Source organism: Brevibacillus laterosporus DSM 25 (genome assembly GCF_002706795.1).
In the GTDB taxonomy this organism is placed as follows: Bacteria; Bacillota; Bacilli; order Brevibacillales; family Brevibacillaceae; genus Brevibacillus_B; species Brevibacillus_B laterosporus.
Genome location: NZ_CP017705.1, coordinates 4,129,994 through 4,151,641 on the forward strand (window position 1 = coordinate 4,129,994; position 21,648 = coordinate 4,151,641).

A 21,648-nucleotide genomic window follows, 5' to 3' on the forward strand; every position below is an offset into this window, starting at 1 on the left:
AGATGTCATCTACCTATGGCCCTATATACGTATTTACAAGAACAAATGCCTAGCTTTTTGCAAAAATTAGAGGAGAGTGTGAACATCGACTCTCCTTCTAAACATAAACCACAGAGTGAAAAAATGATTGCTTGGTATATAAAAGTCATGCAGAAATTAACCGGGGGAAAGATTCACCGTTATGCAAATCCCACCTATGGTGACCAACTGCGTTGTGAAGTAGGAACAGGAACGAAAAGAATCTTATTAGTCGGTCATTATGACACAGTATGGCCACTACAGGAATCTATAGAGCGACCATTTCGTTGTGAAGATGAAAAAGCATACGGACCAGGAGTCTATGATATGAAAGCAGGTATTCTCCAAGCCCTGTTTGCTATTCATGCTTTAAGTAGGTTTGATCGTTTGCCTAAGGATAAAACCATTGTTCTTCTTCTAACAGGTGATGAAGAGATTGGTAGCCCTACTTCTCGCATGATTTTGGAAGAAGAAGCAAAAAAGGCAGAGGTGGCCTTCATATTAGAACCTCCGGTGGCACCCCATGGGGCGTTGAAGACATGGCGCAAAGGTAGTTCGCAATACACAATTCAAGTATCGGGAGTCTCGGCTCATGCTGGTGTTGATCATGAAAAAGGAATTTCAGCTATCCAAGAAATGACCTATCATATTCAACGCTTGCATAGTCTCACCAATTATACAAGTGGAACTACGATAAATGTGGGGACTATTACAGGCGGGGTTGGACGTAATGTGGTAGCCGATTATGCGGAAGCCGAAGTAGATGTACGAGTGCAATCTCAAGAGGAAGCCGAACGGATTCATCAAGTAATTATGTCCCTACAACCAGTACTTTCTGGAACAAAGCTTGTTGTGAAGGGAGGTATCAATCGTCCACCCATGGAAAAAACGGAGAAAAGCTATGCGCTCTTTGCGTTAGCGAAGTATATCTGTGAACAAGAATTCTCTTGCTCTTTAACTGAAGAGGGAACAGGCGGTGTAAGTGATGGTAACTTTGTCGCTGCTTGTGGGGTTCCCACCTTAGATGGATTGGGGGCAAGTGGAGATTATGCCCATTCGCCGCGTGAGTTCATTTGGATAAAAGATGTCCCAAAACGAACGACACTATTAGCACGTTTGTTAGAAGAATGTTAAAAATGATTAATGAGACTCTCTTGATCCAAACCTAAGCCAAATCTGCTTTTGTAGATAAATGGGAGGGATGGATTAGAGAGTCGTTCCTTTAAATGTTACTATACAAGCTCAAAACGAATGCATTATGTTACATATGTAAGATAATTCTGTCAGATAAACATAAAAAAATATAAAATAAATAAATTATAATAATGAAAGACAAAGAATGGGATATTTCAAACAAGAGACAAATTGAAAGCGTATTCACCGCTTTATTAACAAGACTATTTCGATTGAAATCGAAAAGTTTATGAAAATTGACTGATCAGTTTAGTTTGTAACATACATTTGTAGGAAATTCATGCTAGTTCTATTCACTTTGTTTATAATATTTTATGTTTGTAGGGGCTGTAATTCGTTGACACCGTAATAAATTCGTAATATTTTTATATGTAACAGAGAGTTTGTTTCGTTATTTTGCGAAATTCGTAATGAAATGGAAATGTACGAAAGTAAATTCGTAGAGTAAATGAGATCAAACAGAAATAAGAGTAAAATGGAGTGGTAAGATTGAGGAAAATCGACCATGTGGATAGGCAAATCTTGCAGATCCTCCAAGAAGATGGCCGAACTCCTTATACAGAGATTGCTCACCAATTAAAAGTGAGTGAAGGCACGATTCGTTCGAGGATATCTCGTCTATTACATGATGGAGTTTTTCAATTTGTCATTCGCACCGATCCGGAAAAGTTAGGGCTTAATGTGCTGGCTTTTATCGGGCTAACCACGAAATTGGGCAAACAGAAACAAGTAGCTGCTGAGTTAACCGAATTACCTCAGGTTACATTTGTGGGAGCTTTTAGTGGCAAGCACGATTTAATTATACAAGCCTGTTTTTACAGTAATGATGAGCTGATTATCTTCGTTAATGAGCAACTCTCGCGAATCGATGGCATTCTCGCTGCCGATGTCTCTTTGGAGCTAAAGCAGTATAAAGAATCTTTTTCGTACGTACGTGAAGAGGATATTACGACACCAGAAGGGGGTTGAACAAGCCGGCTTTTGAACCGTATCTCCCGATGCTGGATTTTTCAGAAAAAACATAAAATGAGAGCATTGTACTATGAATCATGCATCTATAAGGTATAGAAGCATGATTTAGTGAATTACTTGCTCTCTGCTTAGATGTATGATCAACCTTATGAATTAAACTGATTAAAAAGGCATTATACAGTCTCTTGTTATTTATCTAGAATATTCAGAATGAATAACCTATTTGGTTTACTTTACTTAAGTAGTACAATAACGCATAAGATTATTTTAAAGAGACGAATGGTTCATTTCATGTGAATAGGTAACTGAGAATGGATAGATAGCTGTCTTACAGAGGATGGACAGTGTATGCTCAAAAACTGTCGAATATTGTAAATGCTTGTTAGGGAAATGCTGATTGCTTGTACAGTAGCACAATCATATATTCACATAAGGTCATCCAAGATGCACCGAGGTGGATTGTGTAGAGATAGTAGAAATCTTTTAAGGGGGAATGAGGTTTGCTCCGTTACCTTGGTAAACGTATCATCTTTATGTTTGTTTCTCTGTTTTTAATTGTTACCGCGACTTTTTTCCTGATGCATTCAATTCCGGGTGGACCATTCACCGGTGAACGTAATGTACCACCAGAGATTCAAAAAGCGCTGGAAGCAAAGTACAATCTGGACCTACCAATTAGTCAACAGTACCTGTTGTACTTGAAAGGGATTGCTACCTGGGATTTGGGTCCATCCTTTACTGAGAAATCATCAACGGTTAATGATATGATCAATCGTGGATTTCCTGTATCAGCACATTTAGGTCTACAGGCTTTATTAGTCGCTATTTTTGGCGGAATTTCCTTGGGTGTTATTGCAGCTCTCTATCATAATAAATGGCAGGATTATAGTGCCATGCTGATTGCTGTGCTTGGACTTTCGGTACCTAGCTTTATCCTTGCAAGTTTTTATCAATATATCTTCTCGATTGAGCTTGGATGGTTCCCGATTGCAAAATGGGACACTTGGAAACATACTGTCTTACCAACATTCGCGTTGGCAGCAAGTCCGCTAGCCTTTATCGCGCGTCTGACTCGTTCTAATATGATTGAAATTATGGGACAAGATTACATTAAAACGGCTAAATCTAAAGGATTAAGTACTTTCGTTATCACAGTAAAACATGCGATCCGAAATGCACTTTTACCTGTTATTACTTACTTAGGACCTTTGTCCGCTAGCATTTTGACTGGGGCTTTCGTTGTTGAGAGAATTTTTGGTATCCCTGGTCTTGGTAGAGAATTCGTTATATCCATTACGAATCGTGACTATACGGTTATCATGGGTACAACCGTCTTCTATGCGATGATACTTGTTGTCATGGTTTTGATTGTGGATATTGCCTATACATTGATTGACCCACGCATTAAGCTTGGCGATGTTGGAAAGGAGTAGTGACAGAATGCAATTAACAGAAAAACACTTTGAGCCTGTCTCCGTTGATGCTAGTCAGGCAGAACAAATTAAGCGTCCAAGTTTATCCTTTTGGCAAGACGCATGGCGCCGTCTTAAACAAAATAAAGTAGCTATGGTCTCGCTCATCTTTTTAGTAGCCCTTATTGTCTGTGCTATTGCTATGCCAATGGTGAGTTCTAATGACTACTTCTCGACAGATTTAACTGGTAAAAACAAAAAGCCTTCCATGGAACACTTTTTTGGAACGGATGATTTAGGACGCGATATGTTCGTTCGTATTTGGTACGGTGCACGTATCTCCCTTGAAGTAGGTTTTGCCGCTGCCTTTATTGATTTAATTGTTGGAGTACTTTGGGGTGGTATTGCCGGTTTCTATGGTGGTAAAGTGGACGAGATTATGATGCGTATTGCTGACATCCTGTTTGCTATTCCTTATCTATTAGTAGTTATCTTGCTACTGGTTGTTTTAAAACCTGGTGTTACCACCATTATTTTAGCCCTTACCATAACGGGCTGGATCGGGATGGCTAGGATTGTCAGGGGACAGATGCTGCAGCTTAAGCAACAAGAGTATGTACTAGCCGCGAAATCGCTTGGTGCTGATAGTAAGCGTATTATCTTTAAACATTTGATCCCGAATGCTCTAGGTCCGATCATTGTTACGTTGAGTTTGTCGATTCCAAGTGCAATTTTTGCTGAAGCGTTCTTGTCCTTCCTTGGTCTAGGGGTTTCTGCACCAGTTGCTTCATGGGGAACCATGGCATCAGAGGGATTGCCAGCGATGAAGTATTACCCATGGCGATTAATGTTCCCAGCTGTTTTTATCAGTTTAACCATTTTGGCCTTAAACCTGTTGGGTGACGGTATTCGAGATGCAGTAGACCCACGCTTACGTAAATAGGAGGGATTAGGATGGAACGAATTTTGGAAGTTAAAGATTTGCATGTTTCCTTCCACACCTATGCTGGTGAAGTGAAAGCTGTGCGTGGCGTAAACTTTCATGTAAATAAAGGGGAAGCAGTAGCAATTGTAGGGGAATCCGGCTGTGGAAAGTCGGTTACAGCTCAATCTTTGATGAAGCTAATTCCGACGCCTCCGGGTGAATATAAGCAAGGTCAGATTTTGTTCAATGGTCAGGATATTATTAAGAAGACAAATAAAGAGATGGAATCCATTCGTGGTAAAGATATTGGTATGATTTTCCAAGATCCGATGACTTCTCTTAACCCAACCATGACGATCGGTAATCAGATCATGGAAGGTTTGATTAAACATCAAAACATGAGCAAAGCTGCTGCTAAAGAGCGTGCGATTGAACTATTAAACATTGTAGGTATTCCACAACCAGACCGTCGTGTGAACCAATACCCGCATGAATTTTCCGGTGGTATGCGCCAACGTGGCATGATCGCAATCTCTCTTTCATGTTCACCTAAGCTGTTAATTGCCGATGAACCAACAACAGCTCTGGATGTAACCATTCAAGCGCAAATTCTTGATTTGATGAAAGATTTGCAAAAGAAAATGGGTACTTCTATTATCATGATCACGCATGATTTGGGTGTTGTTGCTGAAATGTGCGATCGTGTAGTCGTTATGTACGCTGGTAAGGTAATTGAAGAGGGTACAGTTGATGAAGTATTTTATAATCCTCAGCATCCTTATACAAAAGGCTTGTTGCGCTCTGTACCACGACTTGATTTAAATCGTGATGAGCCGCTTACTCCAATCTTTGGTACACCACCGGACCTGTTAAAACCTCCAGTGGGGTGTGGCTTTGCTGCGCGCTGTGAGTGCACAATGAAGGTATGTATGGAATATGATCCTGAATTGACCACAATTAGCGACAGTCAACGCGCCGCCTGCTGGTTACAACATCCGTTAGCACAAGCTCGCACAGGTTCGTAAGGGAGGAGGAGCACAGATGGCAAACAAAGATATGTCAAACGATGATACATTGGTTGAGGTACGCAATTTAAAGAAATTTTTTAAGATCGGTGAAAATACATTAAAGGCAGTCAATGACGTATCCTTTACGATTAAACGCGGTGAGACCTTAGGGATCGTAGGTGAGTCTGGCTGTGGGAAATCTACTGCTGGTCGTACAATGCTTCGCTTATACGATCCAACTGACGGACAAGTATTTTTTGAGGGTAAAGATTTGTCTAAATTAAGCCCTTCTGAAATGAAAGCCATGCGTCGTAACATCCAGATGATTTTCCAAGACCCATACGCTTCTCTTAACCCGCGTATGACAGTTGGCGATATTATCGGAGAAGCTCTAGATATTCATGGTCTTGCTTCTGGCTCAAAACGTAAAGAACGCATCCAAGAATTGCTGTCATTAGTAAGCTTGAACCCTGAGCATATGAACCGTTTTCCACATGAGTTTTCTGGTGGTCAGCGTCAACGTATTGGGATCGCACGCGCTCTAGCTGTCGAACCGAAATTTATCGTGTGTGACGAACCGATTTCAGCATTGGACGTATCCGTTCAAGCCCAGGTTGTTAACTTATTGGAGCAACTGCAAGAAAAAATGGGCTTAACATATATGTTTATCGCCCATGACTTGTCCATGGTTAAATACATTTCTGATCGAGTTGGCGTTATGTATCTTGGGAAAATGGTAGAGTTAGCAGATAGTGAAAAGCTGTATGAAAAACCGCTTCATCCATATACACAGGCTTTATTATCTGCGATTCCTATTCCAGATCCTGAAATCGAGCGTACTCGTGAGCGTATCGTTCTACAAGGCGATGTACCGAGTCCAATGAACCCACCAAGCGGTTGTCATTTCCGTACGCGTTGCCCGAAAGCAATGCCGGAGTGTGCAGCGAAAGAGCCAGATTGGAAAGAGATTGAATCAGGCCATTTTGTAGCTTGTCACTTGTTTAACTAAATTCGTTGCATTATGCGAAAACCGAGTATAAAAGAAAACGGCGCCTTGCAGCATAGCAGGGTGCCGTTGTTCTTTTACCTAACCTAGTAGGCATGGCATTTTTCAATTTCGCGTTGTTCCCGAAATAAGCAGAGAATCATGTTTTGTAAAATGTGTGTAAATCATTTGTAAAGTTATTATTTTGTGAAATTTTACAGTTTTATAGTAATTAAGTCCCTCTGTTTTTCCGATATAGATAATAAGTTTCATGTTTCGTTTATACATATGAATAATTTGTGGTACCATAGGCTCGATATGTACCGTGCTTTTCAACATGTAAGGAGGATGATAAAAATGATCAAGGGAGTTAGAGGGGTAAAAAACAACTGGAAACCCTCTTTAACAAACATAAGAAAAATGAAACTCCATATGGGGAAGTCCATAGCAACTAAAATGATTATTTGGGGAATCATCATGGTTCTATTGATCTTTGGAACCTTGGAAACGATCGTATTGTCTTTCTCCAAAAATACGTTAATCAACATTACAACCAAACAATCCAAAATGTTGACAGAGCAATACACAGCAAGTGTTGATGAATGGATAAATTCAATTGCGACACAAGTAAAAGGTTCTGCTGCAAAGAATGTAATGAGAACCAACATTGATACCCTTGTAAAAGATGAATTTAAATTATTGAGACAGAGTTTTCCGGAAATTAAAAAAATTCATCTCGTGAATGGGAAAACAGGGATCGAAGAGTATTCATTGACTACTATGAATTTTACGAATTTTAATGATAAAACGTTCTTTAAAGAAGCTGTTTCCCAAAAGCAAATGATCATTTCTGGTGAAGATATTCAACCTCATGTGGAAAAAAGCTATGGATATATCGCAACACCAGTAGGTCCGTCTAATAGCGATACTAGTCGGATTCTAATAGTTGCTTTTTCTATGCAGAAAATGCTGGACAGAATAGCAGGAGTTCAGTTCATGGAAAATGGCTATGGCTATGTTCTAAATGAAAATGGTCTGGTCGTGGCTCATAAGAATGAGGAATACACGAATAATGTAGAGGTAGGTAGCGACCCAGCTTATAAAGAAATCATGCAAAAAGTAATAGATCGCTCTAGTACAAATGTCATCTACACTGATAATGGCATAGAATCATTTGCATCAATCGCTCCATTAAAAACGTTGCCTTGGAGTCTGGTATTAAGCACAAGCCTGTCGGAAATCTACGGAGAAGTAAACAGCATGGGCTGGATTATATTCTTAGTCAGTATACCGGTCACTGTGCTAGCGGGTGCAGCCATTTGGTGGTATGCAAATTCTATGAAAAGGCAATTGATCACAGTAACAACACAAATGCAGCGAGTAGGAAGTGGAGATTTCACGACAGACATAGAGGTGCAGGGTAAAGACGAGATTGCCCAAGTCGGACAAGCACTTAACCAAATGGTAGGTGAACTAAAGGATTTAATTACACGTGTACAAAGTCAAGCGGTTGTCTTGAATGTGGCATCTGGTGAGTTGCAGAAACATTCTGAAGCTAATACGGTATCCTTGCACCAAATTTCAGGTACATTAACCGGGATTTCAGAGCGTATTTCTATGCAGAATCGAGAGGTACAGAGTACCGTGACTACTGTTTCTGAAATCTCCGAAGGGGTGGAGCAGGTTGCGATATCCGCAGAAGCTACATCTAATGCTACATCCAAAACATTAGAACGGGCTCAGGTTGGAATGAAGCAGGTTCAAGATGTAGTTGAGGTTGTTCGTGGTGTTACGTCAGAAATCGGACAAAATGCGAATCGAATGCATACTTTACGTCAACGGTCTAACGAAATTTCAGAAATCGTTAAAATGATAACAGGAATCGCATCTCAAACCAATCTTCTCGCTTTAAATGCAGCGATAGAAGCAGCACGAGCGGGAGAAGCAGGTAAAGGATTCTCTGTTGTAGCAAGCGAAGTCCGCAAATTGGCAGAAGAAAGCAGTAGCTTTTCTGAAAAGATTGCAGCTATCGCAGGATCGATTAATTATGAAGCAAAAGAGATGACACTAAACATGGATGATGTAGTAAAACAAGCGGATGTCGGACTCAAATCCGTAGAGATGGTGGGCCAATCCTTTACTCACATCCTACAGGAGATTCAGGCTGCTGCTGAACAGAGTGAATCAATGACTGCTATTTCTGAAGAGATGGCAGCTGGTAATCAAGTTGTTAGTAGCTCCATGCAAAATTTGTCACAAAGGTCCGGTGAGATAGATCAATCACTGATTGAAGCGGTTACAACTATAGAAGCACAGCTAAAAGCTATTTCAGAGATAAATAAAAATGTACAAAGCATGCAAGAATTATCAAATGATTTAGAAGCTCATGTGTCTAAATTCCAAGTATAACTACCAAGCTTGCCGTCTCTTTTCCAAAGACGGCAAGTTTTTTGTTATCGGCTCGTTTTTATCTATTTTATTTCTTTGAAAGTGTGAATATTTTCCTGAGAAAAGGGGATGCTAGAAATACGAATGGAGGTACGAAAGCGAAATGAAAAGATTACTTCGTGTTTTTCTCTGTTTGGTTACTTGCATAACCTTGCTTACTCCAGGGTTAGCTTTTGGAGCAGAGTCAAAACCTGATATGGCCCCACATGCAAAGTCAGCGATCCTGATGGAGGCAGATTCCGGCACCATTCTGTTTGAAAAAAATCCGCATGAAAAGCTACCGCCAGCAAGTATCACCAAGGTAATGACCTTGTTACTGATATTTGAGGCAATGGAGCGAGGAGAAGTAAAGTTAACCGACAAAGTTCGTACCAGCGAACGAGCTGCTTCCATGGGTGGATCTCAGATTTTCTTACAGCCAGGGGAAGAGATGACAGTAGAAGATATGGTCAAAGGTATTGCTATCGCTTCTGGAAATGATGCTGCGGTTGCTATGGCTGAGCATATCGGAGGAACTGAAGAAGCGTTTATCAATAAGATGAATGAACGTGCAGCGCAACTAGGACTAAAAAATACACACTTTATTAACTGCAATGGATTACCTTCACCAGATCATTACTCAACTGCTTCTGACATTGCAATCATGTCACGTGAGCTGTTAAAACATGAAATAATAACTAAATATACGGGCATCTATCAAGATTATCTACGGAAAGAAAGTACCAGCCCATTCTGGTTAGTGAACACGAATCGACTTGTTCGTTTTTATGACGGAGTAGATGGATTGAAGACGGGCTATACATCGGAAGCTAAGTTTTGTATTACAGCAACAGCTAAACGCAAAAACATGCGTGTAATTGCTGTTGTATTGGGTGAACCAGATACCAAGGTAAGAAATAGTGAAATTACAGGTATGTTTGATTATGCCTTTAATCATTATCAAGTGCATCCCATCTATAAAAAAGGGGATGTTATTCAACAGCTTTCTCTGGATAAAGGAGAAGAAACGAAGGTAAATGTTGTGACCGAACAGCCTGTTAGTCTTCTTACGAAAAAAGGAGAAAATCCTAACGCTTTTGTAAAAGAGGTTACACTGGTTAGCGAGGTAAAAGCTCCGATTAAAAAATCGAACGTAGTAGGCCATATTTTTATAAAAAAGGATGGCAAGGAAATAGCTCGGATTGATTTGTATCCAGAGAAAACAGTTGAACGTGCCAATATGTGGGACATACTCAAAAGAACAACCCAGAAGGTAATGTTTACCTATCGCTGAATTTACGAAAAATGTCGAGAATGTCCACTTTTGTAGAGGCTTCTCGACTTTTTTGTTCTTTTGTCGGCTGGGAGGAATTGGTTTGTTGGATAGAGAAAAAGAGAGACATCAACGGGAGAAGGAGTTGTTCCAAGTTATGAGTTTACACATTGAGATGGAGACCTTACGAGAGGTCTTGTTGGTCCGGCTACAAGGTGAGCTGGATCATCACACAGCGGAAACCTTGAGAAACCGTTTAGACACTGCTATCAAGGATGAGCAGATTCGTCATGTGGTCCTAGACTTGGAGGACTTGACCTTCATGGATAGCTCAGGAATTGGCGTGATTTTAGGTAGATATAAACAAATTACAGCACGTAATGGAGAAGTATTTGTCTGTTCCATTAATCCCACGATCTATCGCATTTTTGAAATGTCAGGTTTGTTTAAAGTATTAAAGCATAAAGAACATGTGTCAGACGCTCTGGACGTACTGGGGGTGGCATAACGATGAGAAATCATATGCAACTACAATTCTCTGCCCTCAGTCAAAACGAAGCATTTGCACGTGTTTCTGTGGCTTCTTTTATCTCACAACTCGATGTCACGATGGAAGAGTTAGAGGAAATCAAAACTGTCGTATCAGAAGCAGTCACGAATGCGATTATCCATGCTTATGATGAAAATCCACTAGGAGTGGTCCATATTGAAGCTACTTTGGAGGATGGAGTAGTCGAGCTTGTCATTGAGGATTACGGAAAAGGAATTGTTAATGTGGAAGAGGCGATGCAACCATTGTTTACTTCTAAGCCAGAGTTGGAACGTTCAGGAATGGGTTTTACGATTATGGAAAATTTTATGGATTCACTAGAAGTGGTTACGGCCATTAATCAGGGTACAAGGATTCGCTTAGTTAAACGTCTCGCTTATGCAAAAGCTTTACAAAGCTAGGGGTAATGCCATGGGAGCCGATATTAAAAACGCTAGTCAGCCGTTTCTTACTAACGAACAAGTAAAAGAGCTCATTGCTAAAAGCCAAACGGGAGATACGTCTGCACGTGACCAACTGGTAAGTAGTAATATTCGTTTAGTATGGTCTGTTGTCCAACGTTTTATGAACCGTGGCTATGAAGCAGATGATCTGTTTCAAATTGGCTGTATTGGATTATTAAAAGCAGTCGATAAATTTGATTTAAACTACGATGTCAAATTTTCAACGTATGCTGTACCCATGATCATCGGAGAAATTCAACGTTTCCTACGGGATGATGGCACGGTCAAAGTAAGCCGTTCGTTGAAGGAAACTGCAAACAAAGTGCGAAGAACAAGGGACGAATTGTATAAGAAATTTGGACGTTCACCTACCATCAGCGAAGTTGCAGAAACGCTAGGGCTATCTAATGAGGATGTTGTGTTCGCTCAGGAGGCTAGCCGGGCTCCGTCATCTATTCATGAGACTGTATTTGAAAATGATGGTGACCCTATCACATTGATCGATCAAATAGCTGATGAAAGTTTAAGCAAATGGTTTGATCAGATTGCCTTGCGTGACGCAATTAGTAAGTTAACCGAACGAGAGCAATTGATTGTTCTTCTGCGTTACTATAAGGACCAAACTCAATCCGAGGTAGCCGAGAGATTAGGAATCTCACAAGTACAGGTATCACGATTGGAAAAGAGAATACTTCAAACGATAAGAGACCAAATCGAGCAATAGCTCGAATGGTCTCTTTCTTTTTGCAGATACTACATAAAAACACCGCACTGCTTGCATTAGCAAGGAAGGAGGCAGTGATATGGAGCAGATTTTATTTTTACGGTTACGCAAACGACTGGTGATAAGGGAGAAAGATGTCATTCTGCTCGGTGATATCTGTCAGCTTTATTGGGATGGTGAACGCGAGGAGAGATTACGTCGGATTCCGGTCTACCAAGTAAAGAAAGAGGATGGGAATTTGATTATCATCGACATTATGCAGGTTATCCGTAAACTGCGTCAGATGTATCCAGAAGTCCATCTAGAGGTACAAGGTTCGTCTCAAATTATCGTTGAGGTAGAGAGCCCCGTAAAACAGGCCAATTTCTTTATCGTATCATTTGTTTGGCTACTTTTGTTTATAGGCTCTGGCTTAGCCATTATGAACTTTCATGCTGATGTAAGCATGTTAGAGGTACAGCAACGTTTATATCAACTAATCACAGGGCAATATGAAAAACGCCCTTTACTGTTACAAATCCCTTATTCTTTAGGAATTGGTCTTGGAATGGTTTTATTTTTTAATCATATTTTTCGAAAACGGTTCAATGAAGAGCCTAGTCCACTTGACGTTGAATTATTTTTATATCAACAGAACTTGGATCAATATTATTTAGAAAATGAGAACGAGGAAAATCAACGAGATAAGACATGATGCTTCTTTATTTGTTTGTCATTGTAATGGGACTGGGTTGGGGTCTGGCAGTAGGAAGCGGACTGGTCGCTTTTTTAAGCGTCTTAGATATTATTCCACGCCTGACACAACTCTCTTCTTCTCATTCTTCCATTCGTAGCTACGAGTGGGCAATTGTCCTGGGGGCGCTTTGGTTTACGTGGTGTGATTACTTTGCGATTTCTGTTCAGTTGCCAGCAGTGTTCACTGCTGTGGTAGGAGGCATAGCTGGAATTTTTGTAGGTATGCTAGCGGCTGGTCTTACGGAGGTATTAAATGTGTTCCCTATTTTAACCAAGCGGCTAGGGCTCCATGATTATATGAGAAATTTTTTAATGGCGATGGTGCTAGGGAAAATAGTTGGTTCTTTGTTGCAATGGACTTTCTCCTTATAAGGTGCATGGGAAGGTAGAGTGGTAATAGAAGTGGAATTGGTAAATCGAGCCATTCATAGAATGACGCTGACATAGAAAAAATAAGCAGAAGGTATTAGGTCACAGTGGTACTCATAACAGATATAAAGGGGACAAGTTAGATGGCAACAACCAAGCAAAAACAAAAACAGGGCTTCAAACTACAAATGAATAAGCAAGTCTATCAGGAGCAAGCCCAAAAATATGAACCAAAACGCAATCTCTTGTTAAATTGTTTTCGTGCATTTTGGGTAGGTGGAGCGATTTGCTTGCTAGGGCAAATCATTCAGAATCTCTATGTAGCTTTCTTACACCTAGACGCAGAAAAGGCTGCTGGACCCACCTCTATTACTCTTATTTTAATCTCTGTATTATTAACCGGATTTGGAATTTATGACAACATCGGTCAATATGCCGGGGCTGGGTCAGCAGTTCCGATTACAGGGTTTGCCAACTCTATGTCATCTGCTGCAATCGAGCATCGCAGTGAAGGCTATGTGCTTGGTGTAGCTGGTAACATGTTTAAACTGGCAGGTTCCGTTATCGTTTATGGAGTAACCGCAGCCTTTATTTTTGGGATGTTGCGTGTGCTATTAAATATGTTCTACTAAAACGAGGTGAAGAAAGTGAGTACGGCAACGAAAAGTAAAAATAGAGTAAGTCAGCAAACGTGGAAATTTACAGAGGATGTACGGATTCAGGGAAGTGCGGTGGTTGTAGGACCAAAGGAAGCTGAAGGTCCATTGAAAGATCTATTTGATAGAACATATGACGATATGTACGCTGGTCAGGATTCCTGGGAAAAAGCTGAAAAAAAGCTAATGGAGGATGCCATTACACTTGCAATTAAGAAAGCTAATCTGAAAAAAAATCAAATCGATCAAATTATCGCAGGAGATTTACTTAATCAAAATATCACGGTCAGCTTTACCGCAGAAAAAATGCAATTTCCTACACTTGGTATGTACGGAGCATGTTCTTCCTCTATGCTGACGCTCTCTACCGCTTCTGCCCTTGTAAATGCGGGGTATTCTAATTATATCGTAGCTGCATGCAGCAGTCATAACGCAACAGCTGAAAGGCAATTTCGCTACCCGACTGAGTATGGTGGACAAAAGCCTCCGCATTCACAGTGTACAGTTACAGGAGCAGGCGCAGCAATTGTAGGCAGAGGAGGCAATGGACCTCGGATAACGTATTCTACAGTTGGTAAAGTAATTGATATGGGGATTACAGACCCTTTTGCGATGGGAGCAGCGATGGCACCTGCCGCTGTTTCTACGATCGCTACTCATTTTATTGATACGGGCCGAAGTCCTTCAGACTATGATCTCATTGTCACGGGAGATTTGGGGACGGTGGGCTATGCTATTTGTAAAGATATGCTAGCAAAAGAAGGCTATAACGTTGAAGGTGTGTACAATGACTGTGGTCTTATGATTTATTCACCCGATCAGGAAGTATTTGCAGGGGCAAGTGGATGTGCTTCAAGTGCCAGCGTAACGTACAGCTATATTATGAATCAGCTTCAATCTGGCAAATTAAAAAAGGTGCTTGTGTGTGCAACTGGAGCTTTGCTTAGTCCCATTAGTACACAACAAGGAAATTCAATCCCGTGTATTGCTCATGCAGTTGCATTTGAAGGAGGAAAATAATCGTGGAATACCTTATTGCCTTTATCATAGGCGGTTTAATTTGTGTGGTCGGGCAGATTATGTTAGATGTAGCTAAAATTACACCTGCCCATGTCATGGTTACGTTAGTAGTAACAGGTGTGGTGCTTGATTTTATTGGAATCTATGATGGTTTTATCAAATTTGCTGGTGCTGGTGCTACTGTGCCAATCATTAGTTTCGGCCATTCACTGTACCATGGTGCCTTACAGGAATTAAATCAAAACGGTGCAATTGGTGTAGCAAGTGGAATGTTTGAGGTGCCAGCGGCTGGTATTACTGCTGCAATTGCTTTTAGTTTCCTTGCTTCCCTAGTGTTCAAACCAAAAGGGTAGGAATTCTTGGCGGAGGAGGCGGTTCGATGAATCAGGCTCGACGCCGCGTTATCATAATCACAGACGGCGACCACATCGCACAGAAAGTAATTGAAGAAGTAGCTAGACAAATTGGAGGAAGATGTATTTCATTATCCGCAGGAAATCCAACTCCGCTGTCAGGGGAGCAAATGGTAGCACTTATTAAACAAACGCCTTATGATCCGGTTCTAGTTATGTTTGATGACAATGGAAACTATGGTTTTGGACGAGGGGAAAGGGCGATTTGTTTTGTGGCAAAACATCCAGACATTGAAGTTCTAGGGGCAGTAGCAGTTGCGTCTAACACCAAATGGGTAGCGGGTACCAAAGTAAAATATTCAGTTACAAAGCAAGGAATAGTGGTGGAGGACGCGGTCGATAAGGATGGAGTCGTCCACAAGGAACTTCAGCATCGAATCTACGGTGATACGGTTGATATTCTAAACGCATGTGATATTGCCCACATTATTGGTATTGGTGACATCGGAAAAATGGACGGGCGGGACCACATCAATAAAGGCTGTCCGATTACTAGGAGAGCAGTAGAATGGATTATGGAAAGGAGTGGATTTGGTGTCGGAGGATAAACAAGACAAACAACCTATTGTCCCTAGTCTTGAAGAGAATAGGGCGTTTCTTGATGACAAGCTAGGGGTAGGCACATCTTTTGATATTGGCGTCCATGATTTAAAGGTAGGTCGTATTAGAGTCAGCCTGTATTATATTAACGGATTTGCAGATAGCACGATTGTGACGTTGATTTTACAAGATCTAAATAATATTAAAGAACGGGAAACAGGCGAAGAAAACTGGAAAATATTTTATCAGAAATATGTTCCTTTTTTTCAAATAACAAAGATAAAAACATGTAATGAATTCATGGATAAAGTATTGGTTGGTCAAATCGGGTTACTGATTGATGGCGAAGATACAGCTCTAATGGTCGATGCCAAAATTTATTTGACTCGTACGCCGGAAGAGCCAGATACTGAACGTGTTGTACGAGGAGCCCATGATGGTTTTACAGAAAATCTAGTTTCCAATACCTCACTTACTCGTCGACGTATACGTGATGAACGTTTACGTTTTGAAATTATGCAGGTCGGGGAACGTTCGAAAACAGATGTCGTTATCGCTTATCTGGCTGATGTAGCCAACCCACATTTAGTGGAAAAATTAAAATCAAGAATTCAAGATATCCAAATCGATGGGATTCCGATGTCAGAAAAAACCATTGAAGAGTTTATTATTGGAAGATCGTTTAATCCATTTCCATTGGTACGTTATACAGAACGACCAGACGTGGCGGCTATTCATCTTCTTGAGGGTCATGTCCTTATTTATGTAGATACTTCACCTAGCGTCATCATCACTCCTGCCACTTACTTTCATCATGTACAGCATGCGGAGGAATATAGGCAGACGCCAGTTGTTGGAGCATATCTACGCTGGGTACGTTTTCTGGGTATCATTGCTTCATTGGTGTTACCACCTCTATGGCTGTTATTAGTAATGCATTCAGAGTATATACCTTCTCAATTACAATTTCTCGGCGTCAAAGATCCAGGTTCTATTCCAATCATGATACAATTTTTGCTAGCTGAGCTTGGGCTTGATTTAATGAGGATGGCGGCAGTACATACCCCTGCACCTCTTTCAATTGCAATGGGACTTATTGCAGCTATTTTAATTGGTGAAGTTGCAATTAAGGTAGGCTTGTTTTCACCTGAAGTGATCTTGTACCTAGCCGTGGCGGCAATTGGGACCTATGCAACTCCAAGCTATGAACTCAGCATGGCCAACCGATTGGTCCGGTTACTATTATTAGTAAGCACTGGACTTTTTGGATTGCAAGGCTATATGTTTGGTTGTGCCTTCGTTTTACTTGCGCTTGCGATGACTAGATCGATTGATACCCCTTATCTGTGGCCATTAATTCCGTTTAACTATGAAGGATTTAAGGAAATTGTATTACGTAAGGCTGTACCGTATCAAGAGAAACGGCCAAGCGTTGTTCGTTCCCAAAACTCCAACAGACAATAGAAGGTAGACGTAGTTATATATATCTTGGATTTGGTTACTCGCTGTGGTATATTAATGCTTAAAAATTAGATATACGAATAAAAATACAGGATGTATAGCGAGCCATGAGAATGTGGCGTTGCTATCTCCTTCCTAAAGTAGTCGAAATACATGGAAAAGCCAGAATAGCTTTATTCATGAGAATGCAGAGCAGGGAAAGTGGATAAGGGGGGAAAGGCTATGTTTTTGCATGGCACAAGTCGCATCAATGAAAAAGGACACCTTGAAATTGGGGGATGTGATACTACCAAGCTAGTAGAGAAATATCAGACTCCATTGTACGTCTATGATGAAACATTAATTCGGGAAAAGTGCCGTGCTTTTGTAGAGGCCTTTCAGCAAAGTGGTTTTGCTTTTCAAGTAGCCTATGCTAGCAAAGCTTTTTGTACGATGGCAATGTGCAAGCTGATAGAAGAGGAAGGATTATCCCTGGATGTGGTTTCTGCTGGAGAATTATACACAGCATTAGTAGCGGGGTTCCCGGCAGAACGAATTCATTTTCATGGTAATAATAAAACCATGCAAGAATTAATTATGGCTCTTGAAGCCAATATTGGCTGTTTTGTGGCAGATAACTTTTATGAATTAGATATGTTACATTCACTAGCTACAGAGCGTGGATTGACAGCTAATGTTTTGCTACGTCTTACACCTGGTGTAGAAGCACACACGCATGAATATATATCCACTGGACAGCAGGACTCCAAATTTGGATTTGATATGATTAGCAATCAAGCGATGAAGGCTATTGAAGTAGCACAAGAAAGTCAAGCGTTGCAATTACTTGGCATTCACTGTCATATAGGCTCCCAAATCTTCGAAACAGATGGCTTTCTGTTAGCTATTCAACGTTTGACGGAATTTTTAGCTGATGTAAAAAAAGAGCTAGGTTTTACTTGTCAGGTATTTAATGTCGGAGGCGGTTTTGGTATTCGATATGTGGAAGGGGATACACCGCTTGTAGCAAAGGACTATATCGAAGCGATTACGAATGGTGTACGTACTGAGTTTATAAAGCATAACCTGCCTTTCCCAGAAATTTGGATTGAACCTGGTCGGAGTATTATTGGAGATGCTGGGACAACCTTGTATACAATTGGAGCGACGAAAGAAATTCCTGATGTTCGAAAATATGTAGCAATTGATGGGGGAATGACTGACAATCTACGACCTGCTTTGTACCAAGCTAAATATGAGGCCTGTGTGGCTAATCGTTTGCTTGAGCCTGCTACAGAACTGGTTTCAATAGCGGGTAAATGCTGTGAATCAGGCGATATGCTTATCTGGGACGTACAGTTGTCTACTCATCAACCTGGGGATATTTTAGCCGTTTCCAGTACAGGTGCTTATGGGTATGCAATGGCTAATAACTATAATCGAATTACGCGACCTGCTGTTGTATTTGTTAAAGAAGGCGAAGCAGAATTGGTGGTTCAGCGTGAATCATTAATGGATCTGATTCGAAATGATCGCCTGTATACCAAAGTTTCACTGTAAAAAGGATGATATATTTCTCAAGGAAATGAGATTTCAGAGATGGAGTCTCTTTTTTTTGCTTTGTACAACGATAACTTGCTATTAGGAATTGAACAAGATAAGATAAAAGGGATAAAAACCACTTTGTTCAATGAGCAGGTGGACTATTTATTTATCCCTTTTAAGGGAATGGAAATAATGGAGGTATATACATATGAAAAAAGGTCAAATCACCCTAGACAACGGAAATAAGGTTGTTATTGAATTCTTCGATAAAGAAGCTCCTGGTACCGTTGCAAACTTCGAAAAACTAGCAACTGAAGGCTTCTACAATGGTCTGTCTTTCCACCGTGTTATTCCAGGGTTTGTTGCACAAGGCGGTTGCCCACATGGAACAGGGACTGGCGGTCCTGGTTACACAATCAAATGTGAAACACAAGGAAACCCACACAAACACGTTCGTGGTGCATTGTCCATGGCACATGCAGGTAAAGATACAGGCGGTAGCCAATTCTTTATCGGTTATGATGCATTCCCACATCTAGATGGCGTTCATACTGTATTTGGTCAAGTTATCGAAGGTATGGAGCATGTGGACAAAATTAAGCAAGGCGAAAAAATGACTGAAGTAAAGGTCTGGGAAGAGTAATTCCTAGATAGTCATAAATGAATCCCCTAGTGAAGTATTATGGACTGACCCAGGTTAATGAGACTTTGAAAAAACACCTATGCTACCTGTTTCCCATACTCGTATGGGGACAGGTAGTTTAATTTCTCCTGAATTCGTTCTTCATTGTAAAAACAGATGTAATTCTCTACTTTTTGTATTACCATTAGGTTTGTTAGGATCTCTCTTTTTAGAGAGTCGAATTCTTCCGACTTTAGCGAGGAGTGGAAGGATTCAATGACAAACATTATCATGGCAATTCCCCTTTCGGGACATGCTCGTGGTAATGTTTTTTTCTTTTGCTTTGCTTTGAAACGCGTATGACGTATAAACTGAGCCTTGGTCACTGTGGAAAAAGAGCACCTGCTGCCTCCGTAGTATTTATTGCCTCCTCCAGAGTTTCTAGCACGAGAGAAACATCTTGTCGGTCACTTATTCGGTAAGCGATGATTTCGTTGTTATACAGGTCCATAATTGTCGATAAGTACAACATGCTTTGACCGTAAGATAAATATGTAATATCCGTAACCCACTTTTCATTTGGTTTCGAAACCGTAAAATCCCTGTTAAGTTCATTCGCTACAACAATTCTGCTCTCCCCGTTGATAAACGTCTTACGTTTTGGCTTGGTGCGACATTGTAGATTTTTCTTCTGCATAATTCTTTGGACTGTCTTACGATTCACCTGTTTGTTATGCTTACGACACAGTAAAGCTCGTTTCTTTCTGTGACCAAAACGATAGTGATATTTCCGACACAACTGCTCAATTAGAGTTTCAAGCTCCATTTCCCTATTGCCTGCTTTGGCTTTCCAGCGGTAATAAGTCGCCCGTGGCACTCCAAACAGTTTAAGCACATCTGTGATAGGAAATTTCCTCCGAAAACTCTCTACAACCTCCATTAAAATTGATTTTTCCACCTCCTTTGTCGTTCCAGATACTTTTTTAGGACTTTAATTTGTATCTCTAATTGTCGGATTTTTAGATCCTTCTGAGTCATCTCGTCGAGATGATTTGAACCGCTTTTCCCATACTTATACTGCTTGCCTACAGGTTGGGAAAATCGATGTGTTTCCCCGTTTCGATACCATTTCATTCAGGTTTTAATTTGCTTTTTATCCTCGATTCCTAATTGCTCCAATATCTCCTAATTCGTAACGCCTGCTTGTTTCATCTTAACGACTTGCAGAGAGGATGACTCAAATCCAATTCGGGGTCCACTAACGTGAATAAATAATTTATTGATATTTGAAAGGATTTAACTGACAACTTTTGAATTTAATCTATTTAATCCATTATTTAGAGCAAATTTATTTAAAAACTTATCTATAATTCGTCAAAAAGATCCGATTCATGCCTTTTCCATTCCAGAATTTGGCCCGCAAAAAAATTGGTTGACAAAGGCAGTTAATAACAGCAATGTATAACCTACTATAATGGTTAATTCAGTAATTATTTATAGTAATGGATCTCATCTGGGCAAATATTTACTATATCCCTGATTACTAGAGTTAGAGAATTATGGAGAGAAAGAGTGTGCTTAGAAGTTATGATTTATATTATAATGTGCTAAAATCGATTCAACATAGGGACCTTTTTAAACTTTACCCCTAGCTGGACTAGTAAGGAATGGTGATCTCCATGAATAAAACAAAAGTTCTCATTATTGAAGATGAACAACCAATTGCCGATTTACTTTCATATGGGCTTACGTTGGAAGGCTTTCGTACACGTATTTCGGCAAGTGGAGCTACAGGAATGATGGAAATGGAACAATTCAACCCCGATCTTCTCTTGCTCGACTGGATGCTACCGGATCAAAGTGGACTGGATATTTGTAAAAGAGTTACAGAAAACTACAATATTCCTATTTTAATGATAACTGCGAAGTCTGATATTACCGATAAAGTGCTCGGACTTGAATTCGGAGCAGATGATTATATCACGAAGCCTTTTGACCTGCGTGAAGTTGTCGCTAGAATCCGCACGATTCTACGTCGGGTTGATCAAGCCAATATTAGGGAACGGGATACGGTTGGAGACGATGTGATCCGGTTTAAAAATATCGAGATTGTGGTGGAGGAAAGACTGGTTAAAAAAGAGGGCATACTAGTCGACCTGACTCCCAAGGAATTCGACTTACTTATGACATTATTTGGCCACCGGGGAAGAATTTTCACTCGGTCAGAATTGCTTGACCTGGTATGGGAATACGATTTTGGCGGCGATACCCGGACGGTTGATACCCATATTCAGAGGCTCCGCAAAAAACTGGATGCAGGCGATCTGATCATAACCGTGTTCGGGATCGGGTACAAATTCGGGAAGCAGGTCGAATAG

23 protein-coding genes and 1 pseudogene are annotated in these 21,648 nt (G+C 40.6%); 21 read left to right on the forward strand and 3 right to left on the reverse strand.

The window, feature by feature from the left end:
• The first annotated feature begins 15 nt into the window (after positions 1-15).
• The 20 genes from BrL25_RS19830 (at position 16) to BrL25_RS19930 (ending at position 19,291) form a co-directional block, all read left to right on the forward strand.
• Positions 16-1,152, forward strand: a complete 1,137-nt coding sequence (locus BrL25_RS19830) for a M20 family metallopeptidase (protein ID WP_018672532.1) — start codon at positions 16-18, stop codon at positions 1,150-1,152.
• Positions 1,153-1,701: 549 nt separating this feature from the next.
• Positions 1,702-2,181, forward strand: coding sequence for an Lrp/AsnC family transcriptional regulator (locus BrL25_RS19835; RefSeq protein ID WP_026315239.1), 480 nt, complete (start codon positions 1,702-1,704; stop codon positions 2,179-2,181).
• A gap of 503 nt (positions 2,182-2,684) precedes the next feature.
• Positions 2,685-3,617 carry an ABC transporter permease gene (locus BrL25_RS19840; protein ID WP_018672534.1) on the forward strand — a complete coding sequence of 311 codons (933 nt, stop codon included), beginning with the start codon at positions 2,685-2,687 and terminating at the stop codon, positions 3,615-3,617.
• A 7-nt stretch (positions 3,618-3,624) separates the two neighbouring features.
• Positions 3,625-4,539 carry an ABC transporter permease gene (locus BrL25_RS19845; RefSeq protein ID WP_018672535.1) on the forward strand — a complete coding sequence of 305 codons (915 nt, stop codon included), beginning with the start codon at positions 3,625-3,627 and terminating at the stop codon, positions 4,537-4,539.
• An 11-nt stretch (positions 4,540-4,550) separates the two neighbouring features.
• Positions 4,551-5,546, forward strand: coding sequence for an ABC transporter ATP-binding protein (locus tag BrL25_RS19850; RefSeq protein ID WP_018672536.1), 996 nt, complete (start codon positions 4,551-4,553; stop codon positions 5,544-5,546).
• A 31-nt stretch (positions 5,547-5,577) separates the two neighbouring features.
• A complete protein-coding gene (locus BrL25_RS19855; protein WP_026315240.1) occupies positions 5,578-6,537 on the forward strand; it encodes an ABC transporter ATP-binding protein in 960 nt (319 codons plus the stop codon).
• A 333-nt stretch (positions 6,538-6,870) separates the two neighbouring features.
• A complete protein-coding gene (locus BrL25_RS19860) occupies positions 6,871-8,922 on the forward strand; it encodes a methyl-accepting chemotaxis protein (RefSeq protein WP_018672538.1) in 2,052 nt (683 codons plus the stop codon).
• Between the two features lie 142 nt (positions 8,923-9,064).
• The gene (locus tag BrL25_RS19865) at positions 9,065-10,234 is read left to right on the forward strand and encodes a D-alanyl-D-alanine carboxypeptidase family protein (RefSeq protein WP_018672539.1); all 1,170 of its coding nucleotides are present in this window, start codon (positions 9,065-9,067) and stop codon (positions 10,232-10,234) included.
• A 136-nt stretch (positions 10,235-10,370) separates the two neighbouring features.
• On the forward strand, positions 10,371-10,721 hold the full coding sequence (gene spoIIAA, locus BrL25_RS19870; protein ID WP_026315241.1) for an anti-sigma F factor antagonist: 351 nt from the start codon (positions 10,371-10,373) through the stop codon (positions 10,719-10,721).
• A 2-nt stretch (positions 10,722-10,723) separates the two neighbouring features.
• The gene (gene spoIIAB / locus BrL25_RS19875; RefSeq protein ID WP_018672541.1) at positions 10,724-11,164 is read left to right on the forward strand and encodes an anti-sigma F factor; all 441 of its coding nucleotides are present in this window, start codon (positions 10,724-10,726) and stop codon (positions 11,162-11,164) included.
• A gap of 10 nt (positions 11,165-11,174) precedes the next feature.
• Complete coding sequence (gene sigF, locus BrL25_RS19880) at positions 11,175-11,930, forward strand: RNA polymerase sporulation sigma factor SigF (protein ID WP_003337799.1); 756 nt, start codon at positions 11,175-11,177, stop codon at positions 11,928-11,930.
• Between the two features lie 79 nt (positions 11,931-12,009).
• Positions 12,010-12,624, forward strand: coding sequence for a stage V sporulation protein AA (locus tag BrL25_RS19885; RefSeq protein ID WP_018672542.1), 615 nt, complete (start codon positions 12,010-12,012; stop codon positions 12,622-12,624).
• Positions 12,621-13,037, forward strand: coding sequence for a stage V sporulation protein AB (locus BrL25_RS19890; protein ID WP_018672543.1), 417 nt, complete (start codon positions 12,621-12,623; stop codon positions 13,035-13,037). Before BrL25_RS19885 ends, BrL25_RS19890 begins: the two co-directional genes overlap by 4 nt.
• Positions 13,038-13,177: 140 nt before the next feature.
• Positions 13,178-13,666 carry a stage V sporulation protein AC gene (spoVAC, locus tag BrL25_RS19895; RefSeq protein WP_018672544.1) on the forward strand — a complete coding sequence of 163 codons (489 nt, stop codon included), beginning with the start codon at positions 13,178-13,180 and terminating at the stop codon, positions 13,664-13,666.
• 15 nt (positions 13,667-13,681) lie between these two features.
• Positions 13,682-14,710 (forward strand): stage V sporulation protein AD, encoded by a 1,029-nt coding sequence (gene spoVAD / locus BrL25_RS19900; protein ID WP_018672545.1) that lies wholly within the window; start codon positions 13,682-13,684, stop codon positions 14,708-14,710.
• 2 nt (positions 14,711-14,712) lie between these two features.
• Entirely contained in the window at positions 14,713-15,063 is a 351-nt protein-coding gene (spoVAE, locus tag BrL25_RS19905; RefSeq protein WP_018672546.1) for a stage V sporulation protein AE, read from the forward strand.
• A gap of 26 nt (positions 15,064-15,089) precedes the next feature.
• Entirely contained in the window at positions 15,090-15,671 is a 582-nt protein-coding gene (gene spoVAEA, locus BrL25_RS19910; RefSeq protein ID WP_018672547.1) for a stage V sporulation protein SpoVABEA, read from the forward strand.
• On the forward strand, positions 15,658-17,127 hold the full coding sequence (locus BrL25_RS19915) for a spore germination protein (RefSeq protein WP_018672548.1): 1,470 nt from the start codon (positions 15,658-15,660) through the stop codon (positions 17,125-17,127). The genes spoVAEA and BrL25_RS19915 overlap by 14 nt, the downstream gene beginning before the upstream one ends.
• Positions 17,128-17,346: 219 nt before the next feature.
• Positions 17,347-18,663 (forward strand): diaminopimelate decarboxylase, encoded by a 1,317-nt coding sequence (gene lysA, locus BrL25_RS19920; protein ID WP_018672549.1) that lies wholly within the window; start codon positions 17,347-17,349, stop codon positions 18,661-18,663.
• Positions 18,664-18,856: 193 nt separating this feature from the next.
• Complete coding sequence (locus BrL25_RS19930) at positions 18,857-19,291, forward strand: peptidylprolyl isomerase (protein WP_018672550.1); 435 nt, start codon at positions 18,857-18,859, stop codon at positions 19,289-19,291.
• 77 nt (positions 19,292-19,368) lie between these two features.
• On the opposite strand, the gene BrL25_RS26560 is transcribed toward BrL25_RS19930, so the two are convergent.
• From BrL25_RS26560 to BrL25_RS26570, 3 genes and pseudogenes are all read right to left on the reverse strand, one after another.
• Positions 19,369-19,563 carry an IS3 family transposase gene (locus tag BrL25_RS26560; protein WP_412679220.1) on the reverse strand — a complete coding sequence of 65 codons (195 nt, stop codon included), beginning with the start codon at positions 19,561-19,563 and terminating at the stop codon, positions 19,369-19,371.
• Positions 19,544-19,672 carry a hypothetical protein gene (locus tag BrL25_RS26565; RefSeq protein ID WP_373408746.1) on the reverse strand — a complete coding sequence of 43 codons (129 nt, stop codon included), beginning with the start codon at positions 19,670-19,672 and terminating at the stop codon, positions 19,544-19,546. The genes BrL25_RS26560 and BrL25_RS26565 overlap by 20 nt, the downstream gene beginning before the upstream one ends.
• A pseudogene (locus BrL25_RS26570) lies at positions 19,653-20,243 on the reverse strand (IS3 family transposase); the annotation flags it as partial. The gene BrL25_RS26565 and the pseudogene BrL25_RS26570, both read right to left, overlap by 20 nt.
• Before the next feature lie 706 nt (positions 20,244-20,949).
• On the opposite strand from BrL25_RS26570, the gene BrL25_RS19940 reads away from it, so the two are divergent.
• Positions 20,950-21,648, forward strand: a complete 699-nt coding sequence (locus BrL25_RS19940) for a response regulator transcription factor (protein ID WP_018672552.1) — start codon at positions 20,950-20,952, stop codon at positions 21,646-21,648.